Here is a 15668-nt window from a genome sequence, read left to right as displayed (position 1 = left end):
CGGTTCTCCTTCTGGATTTTTATGATTGGTTGTCGTTGCAGGTCATGCGGTCTGGTTTTCAGCTGTTGCGGTCTTGGCACGCGCCGTGCGGCTGCCGAGATAGGCGGCGATCACGGCGGGGTTCTTCTGGACGTCGCCGGGCGTGCCGTCAGCGATGACGCGGCCATGATCGATGACGACGATGCGCTCGCACAAATTCATCACCAGCCGCATGTCGTGTTCGATCAGCACGACGCCGATGCGGCGCTCCGCGCGAACCGTCGATAGAATCGAGACCAGTTCGGCGGTCTCGACGGCGTTCATGCCGGCGGCCGGCTCGTCGAGCAGCAGGAAGCGTGGCCTCAACACCAGGGCGCGTGCCACTTCGAGCCGGCGGCGCTGGCCATAGGCAAGCCTGGCGGCCGGCTGATCGGCAAATCTCTCCAGCCCCATGCGCGCAAGCTCGCTCATCGCCGCCGCCTCGGCATGGCCGAGATCAGGTTCCACCTGGCGTGCTGCGACAACGACATTTTCGAGCACCGTCATGTGCGGAAAAACGCGGATGTTCTGGAAGGTGCGGGCAACGCCGGAGCGGGCGAAGCGAAAGGCCGAAGCCTGCCGCACCGCGCCGCCGACAGACACCGTGCCGGTGCTTGGCTGGACATCACCGGCCAGCATGTTGAGCAGCGTGGTCTTGCCGGCGCCATTGGGACCGATAATGCCGGTGATGCTGTCTGTCCCGAAGCTCAAACTGACGTCATCGACGGCAACGACGCCGGCATAGCGGCGCGACAGATGGTCGGCGGTGAGCCGGTCACTCTCGACATGCTGCGGAGGTGCCGCCGAAGCCGTCACGGCCTGGCGTCCCGGCCGGCGCAAAAGGTTGAGCTCACGCTCGCCGAACAGACCGGTCGGGCGTCGCCAGATGACCAGGATCATGGCGATGGCCAGCACGCCCTGGGTCAAGCCGAACAGGACAGGCAGATGCAGGCCGAGCACCTCGCCGCCGCCCTCGAAGCGGCGCACCACTTCGACCAAAACGATGGTGACGATGACGCCGGCGAAAGCGCCGAGCGACGAGGTCATGCCGCCGACGATCAGCATGGCGAGCATGGTGAAGCCGAGGTCGAAATAGAAATCGCGCGGCGAAAACGCGCCAAGGAATTGCGCCATCATGGCGCCGGCGGCCATGGCGGCGACGACGCCCGCCACCCAGGCGGCCAGACGCGCCGTGCGCTGGTCGACGCCGACGGCGGCCGCACCACGCTCGTCATTGGCGGCGGCGCGGGTGGCAAGGCCGAAGGAGGTTTCGCGAAACAACCTCGCCGCCACCAGCGCCACCGAAGCGACAGCGGCAGCCGTCCACAGCCCGACCTCGCGCGGCACGCCGTAAAATGGCTGGCTGCCGCGGGTGATTTCGCGTCCGGCGACCAGCAGCGTGTAGACGATGATCAGCATGGCAAGCGTTGCGATCGAAGCGCTCGATCCGGAAAGCCTGAGCAGCGGCGTGCCGGTCAACAGGCCGACGATGACCGCGAGAGCAAGGACGACGGCCAGCGCCGCGACAAAGGAGAGTTGATGGCCTGCGAGGAATTGCGGCAGGTCGCGCAGCGCCGTTCGCTGCAATGCGGTCGGCATGGTGAGGATGCCCGTAGCGTAGGCGCCGAGGCCGACAAAGGCGGCCTGGCCGAACGAGACGATGCCGCTGTTGCCGGAGAATATCTGCAGGCCAAGCACCGCCGTCAGCATGATCGCTGCATAGGTGACCACACGTTGCATGGCGGCGCTGCCGAAGACAAAGGCGGCAAGCGCCACCAGCAGCAGCACCGCGACCATGCACAGGGCATCGGCGGTGGCGTTGCGAAACGCGGCCGGCATGAGGCCGCGTGAGTTGCTCTCGCTCATCGTCGGCGACGCCATCACGCGGCCCTGAAGCGATCGGGCGAAAACGGCGCCAGGATCGGCTGTGCTCCCTCGGTGACCAGCCTGGCCACGGCCTCGCCGACGGCTGGACCGGTCTTAAAGCCGTGGCCGGAGGATCCGGCAGAAACGACCAGCCCTTCGACCCCAGGCATGGCGCCGATGACAGGCAGATCGTCGGGGCTCATGTCGTAGAGCCCGGCATAGCCGGGGCGGATGCCAAGTTCGGCCATGGCCGGCAAGCGGGTGGCGAAGGTCTCCAGGATCTCGACCGATTCAGCTTCCTCGACACCTTCCATGTAGTTGTCGGGATTTTCGACAAGGCGCGGACGGCCTGCATGCTCATGGCGCAGGCCGGTGCCGCCGCCGGCCCAGGTGCCGGCCAGGATGACGCCGTCATTGTCGGGCCGTGCATAGTTGCAGGAAATGTCGTCGCACCAGGCGAACGGCATGACCTGCCTTGCCTTGCCGGCAGCGTCCAGCACGGCCATCGGATGGCGCTCGACATGCAGCGGCAGATCGAGGCCCACTGTCGCCAGCAGCCGGCGCGTCCATGGCCCGGCGGCCAGGACGACGGTACCGGCTTCCAGCACCGTTCCATCGGTCAAGGTGACGCCGGTGATGCGGTCGCCCTGCCGCTGGAGGCTCTCGACCAACGTGTTCTGCATGATCCCAGCACCGTTGGCGCGGGCGGCACGGGCGATGGCGTTGGTGGCGCCGAAGGCATCGGCGTAGCCATATTCCGGCTCCCACAGCGCCATTGCGACATTGTCCAGGACAAAGCCGGGTGCCGCGTCGGCAAAGGCCTGCGGCGACAATGTCTCGATGCGCGCGCCCTCGCCGCGGATGCGTTCGGCTGCCGCCGTCCAACTCACCTTGTTGTCGTTGCCGCAGACCCACATCATGCCGATTTCGGTGACAAAGGATCCTTCGCCCGCGATTTCCGGCAGCGACACCAGGATCTCTCGGCCACGGATGGACAGCTGCGACAGTTCCGGCATCAGGTAGAAGGCGTGCAGCAGCGCCGACGATTTGCCCGACGGGCCGCCGGCGGGGTGGGTCTGCTCGACCAACGTGACCTTCACACCGGCCTTGGCCAGATGATAGGCGGCGCTCGATCCGACAATACCGGCACCGACGACGATGACGTCGCTTCCGTTTCGCATGGCTGTTCCCCACAGTCTCTTGGCTGCTTTCCGACAAGGTAGGGCCAGCGATCACACAATGTCAACATCTCTTCATTGTTGACCAAGATTTAAATCTCTGTAATAAACTCGACAAAACAAGAGAACATGGATTTCGGGGAGGCCCATGGCGATACGCGATGTTCTGATGCGCGGGGATCTTGCGCTGACGCCGTCGGAAGAGAAGATCGTCCGGCTGCTGTTGACGGACTATCCGACCTCCGGCCTCGGCACCGCTTCGTCGCTTGCGCGGCGCGCTGGCGTCAGCGATCCGACCGTGGTGAGGCTGGTCGTAAAACTCGGCTATGAAGGGTTTCCGGATTTCCAGGCGAAGCTTCTGGCCGAAGTCGAGGCAAGACTGCACTCGCCGCTGCTGATGATGGAGGCCAAGCGGCAGAGCGGTTCCAACGACAGCGCCGTGCTGGCCTATCTCGATAGCGTCACCACGGCCTTGCAGAAAGCCACCGCCGCGACACCCATCCAGACATACGAACGGGCGGCCCGCCTGCTGATGGAGGTCAAGGGCGAGGTCGTGCTGGTTGGCGGCCGGTTCAGCCGCCACATCGCCGGCATGCTGGCCGGCTATCTCGTGCAGTTTCGCTCCGGGGTTCGCGATCTTGGTGTGCTCTCCCCGCAGACCTTCGACACGCTCGCCGACCTCGACCGCCGCGACGTGCTCGTCGTGTTCGACTATCGCCGCTATCAGCTTGATGTGATGGCCTATGCGAGCCAAGCGGCGGCGCTCAATGTGCGCATCGTCCTGTTCACCGACCAATGGCTGTCGCCGATATCAGATCTCGCCGAAGTCACCATCGTCAGCCCGCTCGAAGTCGCCTCGCCCTACGACACGCTGGCGCCGGCGATCGCCCAGATGGAGGCGCTGGTCGCCCATATCGTTTCGACGCTGGGCGACGAGGCCCGCGCCCGCATCGAGCGGCTCGAAAGGGTGCGACATGCCAATGCCGTGACGCTCGACAGCGACCCGCAAGAGAACGGCGCGCGCAAGATACCCGGACCCCGCAAGACGCCGGGACCCAAATCAGCAAAGCAGGACGACAAAGCATGACCCAGGCCCTACCCAAACGAGACGAAGCCTTCCGTGCCGGCGAAACGGCACTGCTGCTCGTCGACATGCAGCGCATCTGGCTGGAGCCGGGCGCCGATCCGTCGCATCCGGAGCGTGGCCCCGATCACTATTTCTACCGGCAGACATCCTCGCGGACGATCCCCAACCAGGAGCGCCTGCTGGCCGCGGCGCGGGCCAATGGCGTCGAGGTGCTGCACACCATCATCCAGAGCCTGACCGAAGACGGCCGCGACCGCTCGCTCGACCACAAGCTGACGCCGATCCATATTGCACCCAGCCTCCCCGAGGGACTGCCGGTGGCATCGCTGGCGCCGGTTGGCGACGAGATCATGCTGCCGAAAACGTCGTCGGGCATCTTCAATTCGACCAATGTCGACTATCTCCTCAAGAACCTCGGCATCCGCTATCTCGTCGTGGTCGGCGTGCTGACCGATCAATGCGTCGACATGGCGGTGCGCGACGGCGCCGACCGCGGCTATCTCGTCACCTGCGTATCGGATGCTTGCGCCACCATCACCCAGGAACGCCACGACATCGCGCTCAAGGCCTTCGGCGGCTACTGCTGGGTGGCCGACACCGACACGGTCGTCGACCGCTTCAACGCTTTGGGAAAACCGGCATGACATCGACCGTCGAGCCTCTGGTTGCCGTCGTCACCACGGATCTCTCCGCCGTCACGCGGGGCCGTTTCGTTGCCGAAAGCAAGTTGCAGAAGACCGCCACGACCGGGGTCGGCTGGCTGCAGGCCAATCTGTCGCTGACGCCGTTCAACTCGATCGTCGATCCCAACCCCTGGGGCTCGTCGGGCGACCTGCGGCTGATCCCCGATCTCAAGGCGCGCTTTCGCACGACACGCACCGGATCGGCGACGCCGTTCGACATGGTCGCCGGCGACATCGTCGAGCTCGACGGCAGCCCATGGCTCGGCTGCACCCGCACGATGCTCAAAGAGGCGTCGGCCGATTTGAAAGCCGCGACCGGCCTGTCGGTCATCGCCGCCTTCGAGCATGAATTCAACGTCGCCGACGGCGGCTTCGCGCCGGCGCATTCGATGTCTTTCGCCGCGCTCAGGCGAACCGACCCCTTCGCGCCCAACCTGATGGCGGCGCTGGAGGAGGCCGGCGTCGCACCCGAAGTGGTCATCGCCGAATTCGGCGACGAGCAGTTCGAGGTGACGCACGAGCCGGCGGACGCGCTGACGGCAGCCGACCGCGCCGTCGCCATCCGCGAAATCACGCGCGAACTGGCGCGCAATGCCGGCTGGCGTGCGAGCTTCGCGCCCAAAACCGCGCCAACTGCCGTCGGCAACGGCGTCCACATCCATTTCAGCTTCGTCGACGAGGCCGGCAAGCCGGTGACATACGATCCGGCACTGGCGGGCGGCCTTTCCGCCAAAGCCGGCGCCTTCTGTGCCGGCGTGCTGCGCCATCTGCCTGGAATGACCGCGATGACGGCGTCGAGCGTGTCGTCCTTCTACCGGCTGAAGCCGCACAGCTGGAGTTCGTCCTATACCTGGCTCGCCGACCGCGACCGCGAGGCGTCGCTGCGCATCTGCCCGACAGTGACGATGGGGGGGCGCGATCCGGCGCGGCAGTACAATATCGAGTACCGGGCGGCGGACGCCACCGGCAATCCCTATCTGTCGCTGGCGGCGATTATCCGCGCCGGGCTGGAAGGGCTGAAGGCGGGCCTGCCGTCGCCACCTTTGGTCACCGGCGACCCGACGCTGATGAGCGAGGCGGAGCGCGCAAGTCTCGGTCTAGTGCGCCTGCCCGAAACCCTGCCCGCGGCACTGGACGCGTTGCTGGCCGACGGCACCGTGACGGGATGGTTCGCGCCTGTCTTCATCGACACTTTCGTCGGCCTCAAACGACATGAAGCCGAGCGTCTTGCCGGTCTCGATCCGGCCTCCATCTGCGATCTCTACCGGACGCTCTATTGATGACCGCACGGACCGAAAAAGATTGGCCGGAGGCCGTCGAGGTCCTCAACGAGCACGGCCGTTCCGATATCGTGCTGTTGTGCGAGCATGCCTCCAACCACATGCCGGCCGAGTATCGACAGCTCGGCCTCGATGCCAATCATCTGCAGCGCCACATCGCCTGGGATATCGGCGCCGCCGAGGTGACCCGCCTGCTGTCCGCGAAGCTCGATTCACCAGCTTTCCTCAGCGGCTACTCCCGGCTGCTGATCGACCTCAACCGGCCGCTCAATACCCAGGGCAGCATTCCGGTGCTGTCGGAAGATACCGGCATTCCCGGCAATGTCGGCATCGACGCGACGGAGCGGACCCGGCGTGCCGAGATCATCTTTTCGCCGTTTCATGACCGGGTGACCGCGCATCTCGACTGCCGGGCACAGGCAGGCCGGCGGACGCGGATCGTGACGATCCATTCCTTCACGCCGGTCTTCCTCGGTGTCAGCAGACCCTGGCATGCCGGCGTGCTGCACGACCAAGCAAGAGATCTCGCCGAAGCGATCCTTTCGGGCCTGCGCACCGACGCCGGGCTCAATGTCGCGGCCAACGTGCCCTATGTGATCAGCCGTGACGCCGACTACGCCGTGCCCATCCATGGCGATGATCGCGGCATCGCCGCCGTCCTCATCGAGATCCGGCAGGACCTTTTGTCGACACGGCGCGGCATCGAGGAATGGGCGGACCGGCTGGCGGCGGCACTGCCGGCACAGAAGGCGGAGAAAGTGTCGTGAGCAATCTCAGCTTGCGCGAACGTGACGCCGCGACCATCGCCCAGATCGGCAAGCTGCGTTTCTCGCCGCTCAGCGTCATCGGCGGCCGGGGCAACCGGCTGATCGAGGAAGACGGCCGCTCCTTGCTCGACCTTTCGGGATCGGCCGGTCCGGCGGTGCTCGGCTACGGCCATCCGGCCATCGTCGAAGCGGTCGAGACGTCGATCCGCGACATGGCCGGCGCCAGCCTGCTGCTCTACCCGAACGAGCCCGCCGTATCGCTGGCGGAGCGGCTGCTGGCGATTACGCCCGGAGAAGGCGAACGGCGCGTCTGGTTCGGCCATTCCGGGTCGGATGCCAACGACTGCGCGGTGCGCGTGCTGCAGGCGGCCACCGGCCGTTCGCGCTTCATCTCGTTCATCGGCTCCTATCACGGAAATCTCTCCGGCTCGATGGGCATCAGCGGCCATACCGCCATGACCCACACGCTACCCCGGCCGGGCGTGCTTCTGCTGCCTTATCCCGATCCGTTCCGACCGAATTTCAGCAGCGACGACGTGCTTGCGCTGCTCGACTACCAGTTCGAGACCACCTGCCCGCCGCATCAGGTCGCGGCGGTGTTCATCGAGCCGTTGATGTCGGATGGCGGGCTGATCGTGCCGCCGCCTGGCTTTCTCAAGGCATTGCAGGAGCGTTGCCGCAGGCACGGCATCAAGATTGTCGTCGACGAGGTCAAGGTCGGGCTCGCTCGCAGCGGCATGATGCACTGCTTCCAGCATGAAGGACTGACGCCGGACCTCGTCGTCTTCGGCAAAGGCATCGGCGGTGGCTTGCCGTTGTCGGCCGTGATCGGCCCTAAGGAGATCATGGACCATGCGCCGGCCTTCGCGCTGCAGACAACCGCCGGCAATCCGGTGGCGACATCGGCCGGCAACGCGGTGCTGAAGACGATCGAGACGGACGGCCTGGTCGAGCGCTCGGCGCGGATCGGCATGCTGTTTTCCGACGCGCTGCGAGCCCTTGCCGCCAGGCATGAGATCATCGGTGATGTGCGCGGGCGCGGCCTTGCCATCGGCGTCGAACTGGTCAAGGGCCGCACGACACGTGAGCCGGTTGCGGCGGCGACCACGGCCAAGATCATCTATCGCGGCTATGAGCTGGGTGCAGCCTTCACCTATGTCGGGTTGAAGGCCAATGTGCTGGAGTTCATGCCACCGCTGACGCTGACGGAAGACGAAGTGGCGGAGGGCGTGGCGATCGTCGACCAGGCGATCGCCGACGTCAACGCCGGCGAGGTCTCGGACGCGGACGTCGCCTCCTTCATGATGTGGTGAACAGAAAGGCGCGGCCACGGCTGCGGCAGAAATTGCCTAGAGCAGTTCACCGTTTCACGGAAACGGCGACCCGCTCTAACTCCTTGTTTTTACGCAATCCGGACGGAAAAGCGTTTCACACTTTTCCTGAAATTGCTCGAGGCAGCCCCGACTGATTGTTGCGCAGCAACTATTCCGCGATACGCACGATCAGCTTGCCGAAATTCCTGCCTTCGAGAAGGCCAAGAAAGGCCTGTGGCGCATTTTCGATGCCATCCACGATATCTTCCCTGTATCGAACCCGGCCGGATGCTATCCAGTCGGCCATCTCGCGGTAGAAGGCCGGGCGCTGGTCGACAAATTCGCGCTGGATGAAACCCCTGATCGTCAGGCTGCGGTGCAGCACTTGCTGCATCAATGTCGGCAACCGGTCGGTGCCGGCATCCGCGATGACGTTGTACTGCGCGATCAGCCCGCAGACCGGCACACGCGCAAACTCGTTCAACAGCGGAAACACCGCGTCCCAGACAGGACCGCCGACATTCTCGAAATAGATGTCGATGCCGCCGGGGCAAGCTGCCTTCAACTGCTCTGCAAAATCGTCGGCCCGGTGATCGACGACCGCGTCAAAGCCCAGCTCGTCTCGCACGAAGGCGCACTTTTCGGCACCGCCGGCAATGCCGACGGCACGCGCTCCCTTGATGCGCGCGATCTGGCCGACGGCCGACCCGACCGCACCGCTGGCGGCCGCCACGACGACCGTTTCGCCAAGCTTCGGCTGTCCGATGGTGAGCAGACCGGCATAGGCGGTGAAGCCCGGCATTCCGAGCACACCCAGTGCGGTCGTGATGGGCGCCGCCGCGGGATCGAGCTTGCGCAGCCCAACACCGTCGGACAATGCAAAACTCTGCCATCCGGAGTGGGACAGGACGATGTCGCCTTCAGCAAATTCCGGATGGCGAGAGATCATCACACGCGCGACGGTGCCGCCCTCCATCACACCGTCGACGTCGACCGGCCTGGCATAGGATTTGGTGGCGTTCATACGACCGCGCATATAGGGATCGAGCGACAGATAAAGGATCTGCAACAGCAGTTCGCCCTCTCCCGGCTGGTCAAGGTCAACCGTCTCGATGCGGAAATGATCCGGCTTCGGCCGGCCTTGCGGTCGCGCCGCGAGCACGATGCGGGTGTTGGACTGGATTGACATGGAGACCTCTCCGCGAAGGATGTTCTACTCGAAAAACCGGTTGGGCGGCCGCTTCAGGCCGAGATTCTCGCGCAGTGTCGACCCCTCATATTGCCGCCTGAAGATGCCTCGCCGTTGCAATTCCGGCACCACTTTCTCGGCAAAATCATCGAGCCCTGCCGGCAGGTAGGGAAACATGATGTTGAACCCGTCGGAGCCCTCGGCAACCAGCCATTCCTCCATCTCGTCGGCGATTGTTTCAGGCGTGCCGACAAAAGCAAGCCCGGAATAGCCGCCCAGCCTTTGCGCAAGCTGCCTAACGGTCAGGTTCTCCTCGCGCGCCAGTTCGATGACGCGCTCGCGGCCACTCTTCGAGGCATTGGTCTCGGGGATTTCGGGCAAGGGCGCGTCGGGATCAAAACCGGACGCATCATGTCCGATCGCGATCGACAGCGAGGCGATGCCGCTCTCGTAATAGACGAGGCTGTCGAGCTTAGCCCGTTTGGCCTGCGCGTCCTCGACGCTGTCGCCGACCACGACAAAGGCACCGGGCAGGATTTTGATGTCGTCGCGCGAGCGGCCAAGTTTCTCCGCACGGCCTTTGACGTTGGCGAAGAAACGCTGCCCCGAGGCGAGATCGGCATGGGCGGCGAAAATGACTTCCGCCGTTTCGGCAGCCAGCTGTCGCCCCGCCTCCGAGGCGCCGGCCTGGACGATGACCGGCCAGCCTTGGATAGGCCGCGAGATGTTGAGCGGACCGCGCACCGAAAGATGCTCGCCCTTATGGTCAAGCACATGCAGCTTTGCGGGGTCGAAATAGAGCCCGCTTTCGGCGTCGCGGATGAATGCATCGTCGGCGAAGCTGTCCCACAGGCCGGTGACGACATCGTAGAATTCCCGTGCCCGCCGATAACGCTCATCATGCTCGACATGCTCGTCGAGGCCGAAGTTCAGCGCCGCGTCAGGGTTGGACGTGGTGACGATGTTCCAGCCGGCGCGTCCGCCGCTGATATGGTCCAGCGAGGCGAAGCGGCGGGCAACATGATAGGGCGCGTCGAACGTCGTCGATGCGGTAGCGACCAGCCCGATATGGTCGGTGACGGCGGCGAGCGCCGACAGCAGCGTGAATGGCTCGAACGACGTGACAGTGTGGCTGCGCCGCAGCGCCTCGATCGGCATGTTGAGAACGGCCAGATGGTCGGCCAGGAAGAACGCGTCGAATTTCGCCGCCTCCAGCGTCTGGGCGAAGCGTTTCAGATGCGCGAAATTGAAATTGGCATCGGGATAGGCGCCCGGGTAACGCCAGGCGCCGGTGTGCAGACTGACGGGGCGCATGAAGGCGCCGAGGCGCAATTGTTTTCGTGTCATGTGGCGGATATCTCGGACGTTGGAGATTGAACAAATCTCGACGAGGATCGACCTCCATCAAGGCACGGGGAAGGTATTGCGTTCCCCCGCCACGCGCTTCCGCAGCATTCGCTTCCCCGCCGCCAGCGCAAAATGGCACAGCGCTCCGCCGGCGAGCTTTATGGGCTCAGTGTCGCTGCGACCGGCGCAGATATGTCTCCAGCCAGAGGCTGTAGCGTGAGCCGCCGAAGCACAGCACGAAATAGATCAGCGCAGCGAACAGATAAGCCTCGTCGTAGTAGCCGAGCCACTGCGGATCGGCCGCCGAGGATCGGGCCGCATTGAGCAGGTCGAAAATGCCGATGACGGCAAGCAGCGATGTCGCCAGCAGGAAGCCGATCGCCAGATTGACCATGCCGGGAATGACCAGACGCAGCGCCTGCGGCAGGACAACGAGCTGCATCGTGCGCCAATAGCCGAGGCCAAGCGCGGTCGCGGCCTCGTGCTGGCCCGCCGGTATTGCCTGGAGGCCGGCACGAACGACCTCGGCGACATAGGCCGACCAGAACAGCGTGATCATGATCATCGCCCGGACATTCTTGTCGATCAGCTGGCCATTCGGAATGGCCATTGGCAGGATGAGCATCGCCACATAGAGGATGGCCACCATCGGCGTGCCACGCATCAGTTCGATAAAGGCGATCGCAAGCGTGCGCAGGCCGCCCATGCCGGAACGCCGCGCCAGGGCGAGCAGGATCGCCAGCGGCGTCGCCAGTCCGAAGCAGACCGACCATACGAACAGCGTCACGGCCAGCCCGCCCCACTGGTTCGATGGGACGGCGGGAGGCACCAGCGTGCCGGACATCAAGATCCAGCTGGCGACGACGACGACAGGCCAGGCGACGAGCAGTCCCTTGCGCCAAAATCGCGGCTGAGCGGTGATGACGAGGAGCCCCAGCAGCAGCACCATGACGACGAGCGGGCGCCATTGCAGCGCCGGCGGATAGAAGGCGAACAGGATGAAGCGGAATTTCGCCCCCACGAACGCCCAGCATGCGCCGTTGGCGAGTGCACAGTCGGCTGAGGTTCCGGTCCATGTCGCGTCGAATACGCCCCAGCGCAGCAGTGGCGGTACGATCCAGCCCAGCAACGCCACCGTAACCAGGGTGATGACTGAATTGAGCGGGGTGCCGAAAAGCCCGATCTTCAACGTCCGCAGCGTTGCCGACGATCGCCACGGTCGTAGGTAAACAGCGTCGGAGATGCTCATGTCCTCGCAATTCCTCTGAGAGCGACACGCCGGTTGTAGTGGTTCATGGCGGCCGATACGGACAGGTTGATCGCCAGATAGATGCCTATCAGCAGTGTCAGCGCTTCCAGCGACTGCCCGGTCGTGTTGGCGGTGGTGTTGATGATGCTGACGAGATCAGGGTAGCCGATGGCAACCGCAAGGCTGGAATCCTTGGTCAGGTCCAGGTAGCTGGAAGTTGTCAGCGGCGTGATGACGCGCAAGGCCTGCGGCAGCACGACGAGCCGCATGATCTGGCCGCTGTGCAGGCCAAGCGCCCGGGACGCTTCCCATTGGCCACGGTCGACCGACTGGATGCCGGCTCGCACGATCTCGGCGATTGCCGCCGAAAACTTGACCACCAGGCCCGTCAACAGTGCCGTGAATTCCGGCGTCAGATTGTAGCCGCTGCGAATGTTGAAGCCAGCCAGCGCCGGTATCTCCCAACTCGCACCGGCTCCGGTTAGAGGAAAGGTCAGCACAACGCCAGCCAGCAGCCCCGCGGTTGCGATGCCCAGCCGCCTGGCAGGCAAGCTGCCCTCGCGCCGCGCCCTCCAAAGGAAAGCCATATAGGCCAAGGCGAGGCCGACAAGCAGCCAGAGCGTCGGCGCCGACACACCATGAAAGGCGAGCCCGGGAACGAACACGCCCCGGTTGGTGAGGAAGAAACTGCCGAAGACCGAGAGCGCCTGGCGTGGCGAGGGAAACGATTTTGCCAGCGAAATCCAGAAGAACAGCTGAAGCAGAAGCGGCGTGTTGCGGACGATCTCGACATACCAGCGCACGAGCGCGGCCAGCAACAGATTGCCTGAGAGGCCGGCAACACCGAGAGCAACGCCGAGGATCGTGGCGAGCAGACATCCAAGCGCTGCCACCGTCAGCGTGTTCAGAAGACCGGCCAGGATCGCGCGCGCATAGGGGTCGCCCGCCCTGAAGGCGATCGGCGCCTCGCCGATCTCGAAATTCGCCGGCCTGCCGAGGAAGTCGAACCCCGGCGTGATGCCGATGCGCGCCATGGTCGCGGCGGTGTTGTGGCCGAGCAGCCAGAACAGGGCGATGACAGCCGCGATCACCGCGATCTGGGTCAGCGGCCAGTCGCCCCACCACCTGGACAACTTGCGTAACATGCCGGGTCCGTCTGGACCCGGCACGGTTTCGTCCGTCAATGACATTGGCTGAAGGGTCTCAGCGGAACGGCGGTGAGTACAGCAGACCACCGTTGGTCCACAGGCTGTTGTAGCCGCGCTCCCAACCGAGCGGTTTCAGGTTCCGGTCATAGATTTCGCCGTAATTGCCGACGGTCTTGACGATATTATAGGCCCATTTCGGATCGAGGCCGATCGCCTGGGCGAGCGACGGGTCTACGCCGAGAAAGCGCTGGATGGCCGGATCCGGCGATTTCAGGAACTCGTCGACATTCTTGCTGGTGATGCCCCATTCCTCGGCCTGGATGGTTGCGTTGACCGTCCAGTTGACGATTTCGAGCCAGCGGTCGTCGCCACCGGCGATTGCCGGTGCGAGCGGCTCCTTCGACAGCCGCTCGGGCAGGATAATGTAGTCATCGGGCTTCTTCAGCTGGGTGCGCTTGCCAACGAGATCGGACGAGTCCTGCGTGATGGCGTCGACGCGCCCTGTCTCCAGTGCGTTGATGAATTCGCCGGTATCCTCGATCGTCACCGGTGTGAACTTCTTGCCGGTCTTGCGGAAGAAATCGGCGATGTTCAACTCGCCGGTCGTACCGCTCTGAACGCCGATCGTGGCACCGTCCAGGTCGGCAGCCTTGGTGACGCCGAGGTCCTTGCGCACAAGGATGCCCTGGCCGTCGTAGAAAACCGTCGGACCGAAATGGAAGCCGAGCTGGAAGGCACGCGTGATCGTTACCGTCACGCCCGACAGCAGAATGTCGAACTCACCGGCCTGGAGCGCCGGCAGGCGCTGCTGCGGCGAAGAGTTGGTGAACTCCACCTTGTCCGGGTCGCCAAAGACAGTGATCGCCAGGGCGCGTCCATAGTCGGCGAAGAAGCCTTGCCAGCGACCGTTGCTGTCCGGCGAGAAGAAACCGGGTGTCGTGCCGACACCGACCTTGATGGAGCCACGCTCCTTGATCTTGTCGAGCGTCGGGCCCGCATAGGTCGCGGTCGAAAACAATCCCGCCGCCACCACCAGCGTCGTCGCCAGTGCCGTCCTCCAACCGGCGCCAAGCCGCATTGCAATCGTCATGTCAGTCAACTCCTGAGGTTCATTGTTGTCAGCCGATCGCGGAACGTCCCCCGCTCTGTTCGACTGCCCCGAAGTTAACTCTATAATTTTTGTAGACTAAGGAACGGCAATCCAATTTTCTGCCTGTCCGGAAAGCAGATTGCTTCGAAAATGCCCATTGGCGGCGAATGCGAACCTGCACCGTTCCCGAATGTGTTCCCTCGCGAAAGACACGTTCCAGCGCGGCTGAAGAAGAATATCCCGGGACAAAAAAATGGCCGGGCTCGAATACGGCCCGGCCAAAAGAAGGTTAAACCTTCAGAGGGGAACACCGTTCAGCGGAATGGGAGGAAACCGCCGAACGATTTTACCTGTTTGAGCCTATTTTGGTTACTTGGCGACGAATGGAATTCCAAAAATATACAAATGAGCAAAAATTCGTGCTCAGCAGCCGTTACGAGCCCGCGGTTCCGGTCTGGAGGAGATCAGCGTAGTGGCGGCGTGCCACGTCGGGATGTGAACGCAGCCGGCTTTTGAGCACGTTGGTTCCGACATCGCGGAACAACGGGTTGTCGGGATCGCTTGCCGGTCCGCGCGCCTGCGCCGCCAGTTCCTCGGAAAGGCCGAGAAGCGGGATGGTCGCATCGAGCCGCGCGCTGAAGAAGAAGGGGACAGAAATCCGCTCGACGCCGGCAGGCGGCGTCACGACGCGGTGCACGGTGGCCCGCAGATATCCATTCGATGCCAGTTCGAGCAGTTCGCCGATGTTGACGACCAGCGTTCCCGCCAGCGGATCCACATTCACCCAGCTTCCGTCATATTCGACCTGCAGCCCCTTGTTGTCGTCCTGCAGCAGCAGTGTCAGGAAACCGCCATCCTTGTGCGCGCCGACGCCCTGGTCGCCTTCGGTCGCGTCACGGCCGGGATAACGCACGATCTTCATGCGATGATTGGGCGAGTCCCGGTAGATCGCGTCGAAGGCGTCCTCGGGCTGATCGAGCGATAGTGCGAAAGCTTTCAACAGCCGAATCGCCACCGCGGTCGCCTTGGCCTGCCATGCAAGCAGTGCCGGCTTGAGTTCCGGCAGTGCAGACGGCCACTGGTTCGGTCCCTGCAACCTTGTCCATGGTGCAATTCCAGGTCCCTGCGCTATGGGCTGGCGCTCGACGCCTAAATCGAGTTGCTCACGCCAATCGGCCGCGCCCCTGGTCAGTTCGCCGCCGGCGCGGGTGTAGCCGCGGAACTGCTGGGATTTGACCATTTCGATCGCCAGCTTGTCGGCCTCCGGCAGCGCGAAGAACCGGCGCGAGGCATCCAGCACGTCGTCGATCTCCGAGGCGGAAATTCCGTGGCCGCTGAGATAGAAGAAGCCAACGTCTCGCGCCGCCGTGCGCAGGTCCAGGAGAAAGGTACGATATTCGGAGGCACCTTGTTCGAGACGGCTCAGATCGAGCACCGGCACAATTCTGGGCAT

13 protein-coding genes are annotated in these 15668 nt (G+C 64.1%); 5 read left to right on the top strand and 8 right to left on the bottom strand.

Features of this window, described 5'->3' with window-relative positions; all coding sequences use genetic code 11:
• Positions 1-42: 42 nt before the first annotated feature.
• On the bottom strand, positions 43-1884 hold the full coding sequence (locus tag NKI21_RS14665) for a branched-chain amino acid ABC transporter ATP-binding protein/permease (RefSeq protein WP_245486042.1): 1842 nt from the start codon (positions 1882-1884) through the stop codon (positions 43-45).
• A 14-nt stretch (positions 1885-1898) separates the two neighbouring features.
• Positions 1899-3065: an NAD(P)/FAD-dependent oxidoreductase gene (locus NKI21_RS14660; RefSeq protein WP_023809061.1), complete on the bottom strand. Its 1167-nt coding sequence runs from the start codon at positions 3063-3065 to the stop codon at positions 1899-1901.
• 145 nt (positions 3066-3210) lie between these two features.
• Here NKI21_RS14660 and NKI21_RS14655 point away from each other — a divergent pair, with 145 nt between their 5' ends.
• Genes NKI21_RS14655 through NKI21_RS14635 form a run of 5 tightly spaced genes read left to right on the top strand, consistent with a single transcriptional unit; the run spans position 3211 to position 8192 of the window.
• Positions 3211-4149, top strand: a complete 939-nt coding sequence (locus tag NKI21_RS14655; RefSeq protein ID WP_023809062.1) for a MurR/RpiR family transcriptional regulator — start codon at positions 3211-3213, stop codon at positions 4147-4149.
• Positions 4146-4793: a cysteine hydrolase family protein gene (locus NKI21_RS14650; protein ID WP_023809063.1), complete on the top strand. Its 648-nt coding sequence runs from the start codon at positions 4146-4148 to the stop codon at positions 4791-4793. The genes NKI21_RS14655 and NKI21_RS14650 overlap by 4 nt, the downstream gene beginning before the upstream one ends.
• On the top strand, positions 4790-6112 hold the full coding sequence (locus NKI21_RS14645) for a type I glutamate--ammonia ligase (RefSeq protein ID WP_352440721.1): 1323 nt from the start codon (positions 4790-4792) through the stop codon (positions 6110-6112). Before NKI21_RS14650 ends, NKI21_RS14645 begins: the two co-directional genes overlap by 4 nt.
• Positions 6112-6879 (top strand): N-formylglutamate amidohydrolase, encoded by a 768-nt coding sequence (locus NKI21_RS14640; RefSeq protein WP_352440722.1) that lies wholly within the window; start codon positions 6112-6114, stop codon positions 6877-6879. Before NKI21_RS14645 ends, NKI21_RS14640 begins: the two co-directional genes overlap by 1 nt.
• Positions 6876-8192 carry an aspartate aminotransferase family protein gene (locus NKI21_RS14635; protein ID WP_352440723.1) on the top strand — a complete coding sequence of 439 codons (1317 nt, stop codon included), beginning with the start codon at positions 6876-6878 and terminating at the stop codon, positions 8190-8192. The genes NKI21_RS14640 and NKI21_RS14635 overlap by 4 nt, the downstream gene beginning before the upstream one ends.
• A 169-nt stretch (positions 8193-8361) precedes the next feature.
• Here the strand turns inward: NKI21_RS14635 and curA are convergent, their stop codons facing one another.
• From curA to NKI21_RS14605, 6 genes are all read right to left on the bottom strand, one after another.
• Entirely contained in the window at positions 8362-9381 is a 1020-nt protein-coding gene (gene curA, locus NKI21_RS14630; RefSeq protein ID WP_352440724.1) for an NADPH-dependent curcumin/dihydrocurcumin reductase, read from the bottom strand.
• Between the two features lie 24 nt (positions 9382-9405).
• Positions 9406-10728: an LLM class flavin-dependent oxidoreductase gene (locus tag NKI21_RS14625; RefSeq protein ID WP_352440725.1), complete on the bottom strand. Its 1323-nt coding sequence runs from the start codon at positions 10726-10728 to the stop codon at positions 9406-9408.
• 166 nt (positions 10729-10894) lie between these two features.
• Positions 10895-11977, bottom strand: coding sequence for an amino acid ABC transporter permease (locus NKI21_RS14620; protein WP_032908639.1), 1083 nt, complete (start codon positions 11975-11977; stop codon positions 10895-10897).
• A complete protein-coding gene (locus NKI21_RS14615) occupies positions 11974-13122 on the bottom strand; it encodes an amino acid ABC transporter permease (protein ID WP_352440726.1) in 1149 nt (382 codons plus the stop codon). The genes NKI21_RS14620 and NKI21_RS14615 overlap by 4 nt, the downstream gene beginning before the upstream one ends.
• Positions 13123-13180: 58 nt before the next feature.
• Positions 13181-14203: an amino acid ABC transporter substrate-binding protein gene (locus NKI21_RS14610; protein ID WP_127293017.1), complete on the bottom strand. Its 1023-nt coding sequence runs from the start codon at positions 14201-14203 to the stop codon at positions 13181-13183.
• A 445-nt stretch (positions 14204-14648) separates the two neighbouring features.
• A complete protein-coding gene (locus NKI21_RS14605; protein ID WP_128302598.1) occupies positions 14649-15668 on the bottom strand; it encodes an isopenicillin N synthase family dioxygenase in 1020 nt (339 codons plus the stop codon).

The sequence above is a fragment of the Mesorhizobium sp. M0715 genome, assembly GCF_040320355.1.
Lineage (GTDB): Bacteria > Pseudomonadota > Alphaproteobacteria > Rhizobiales > Rhizobiaceae > Mesorhizobium.
The sequence above is the reverse complement of the archived record's forward strand: the minus strand, read 5'-3'. Positions and strand labels throughout refer to the sequence as shown.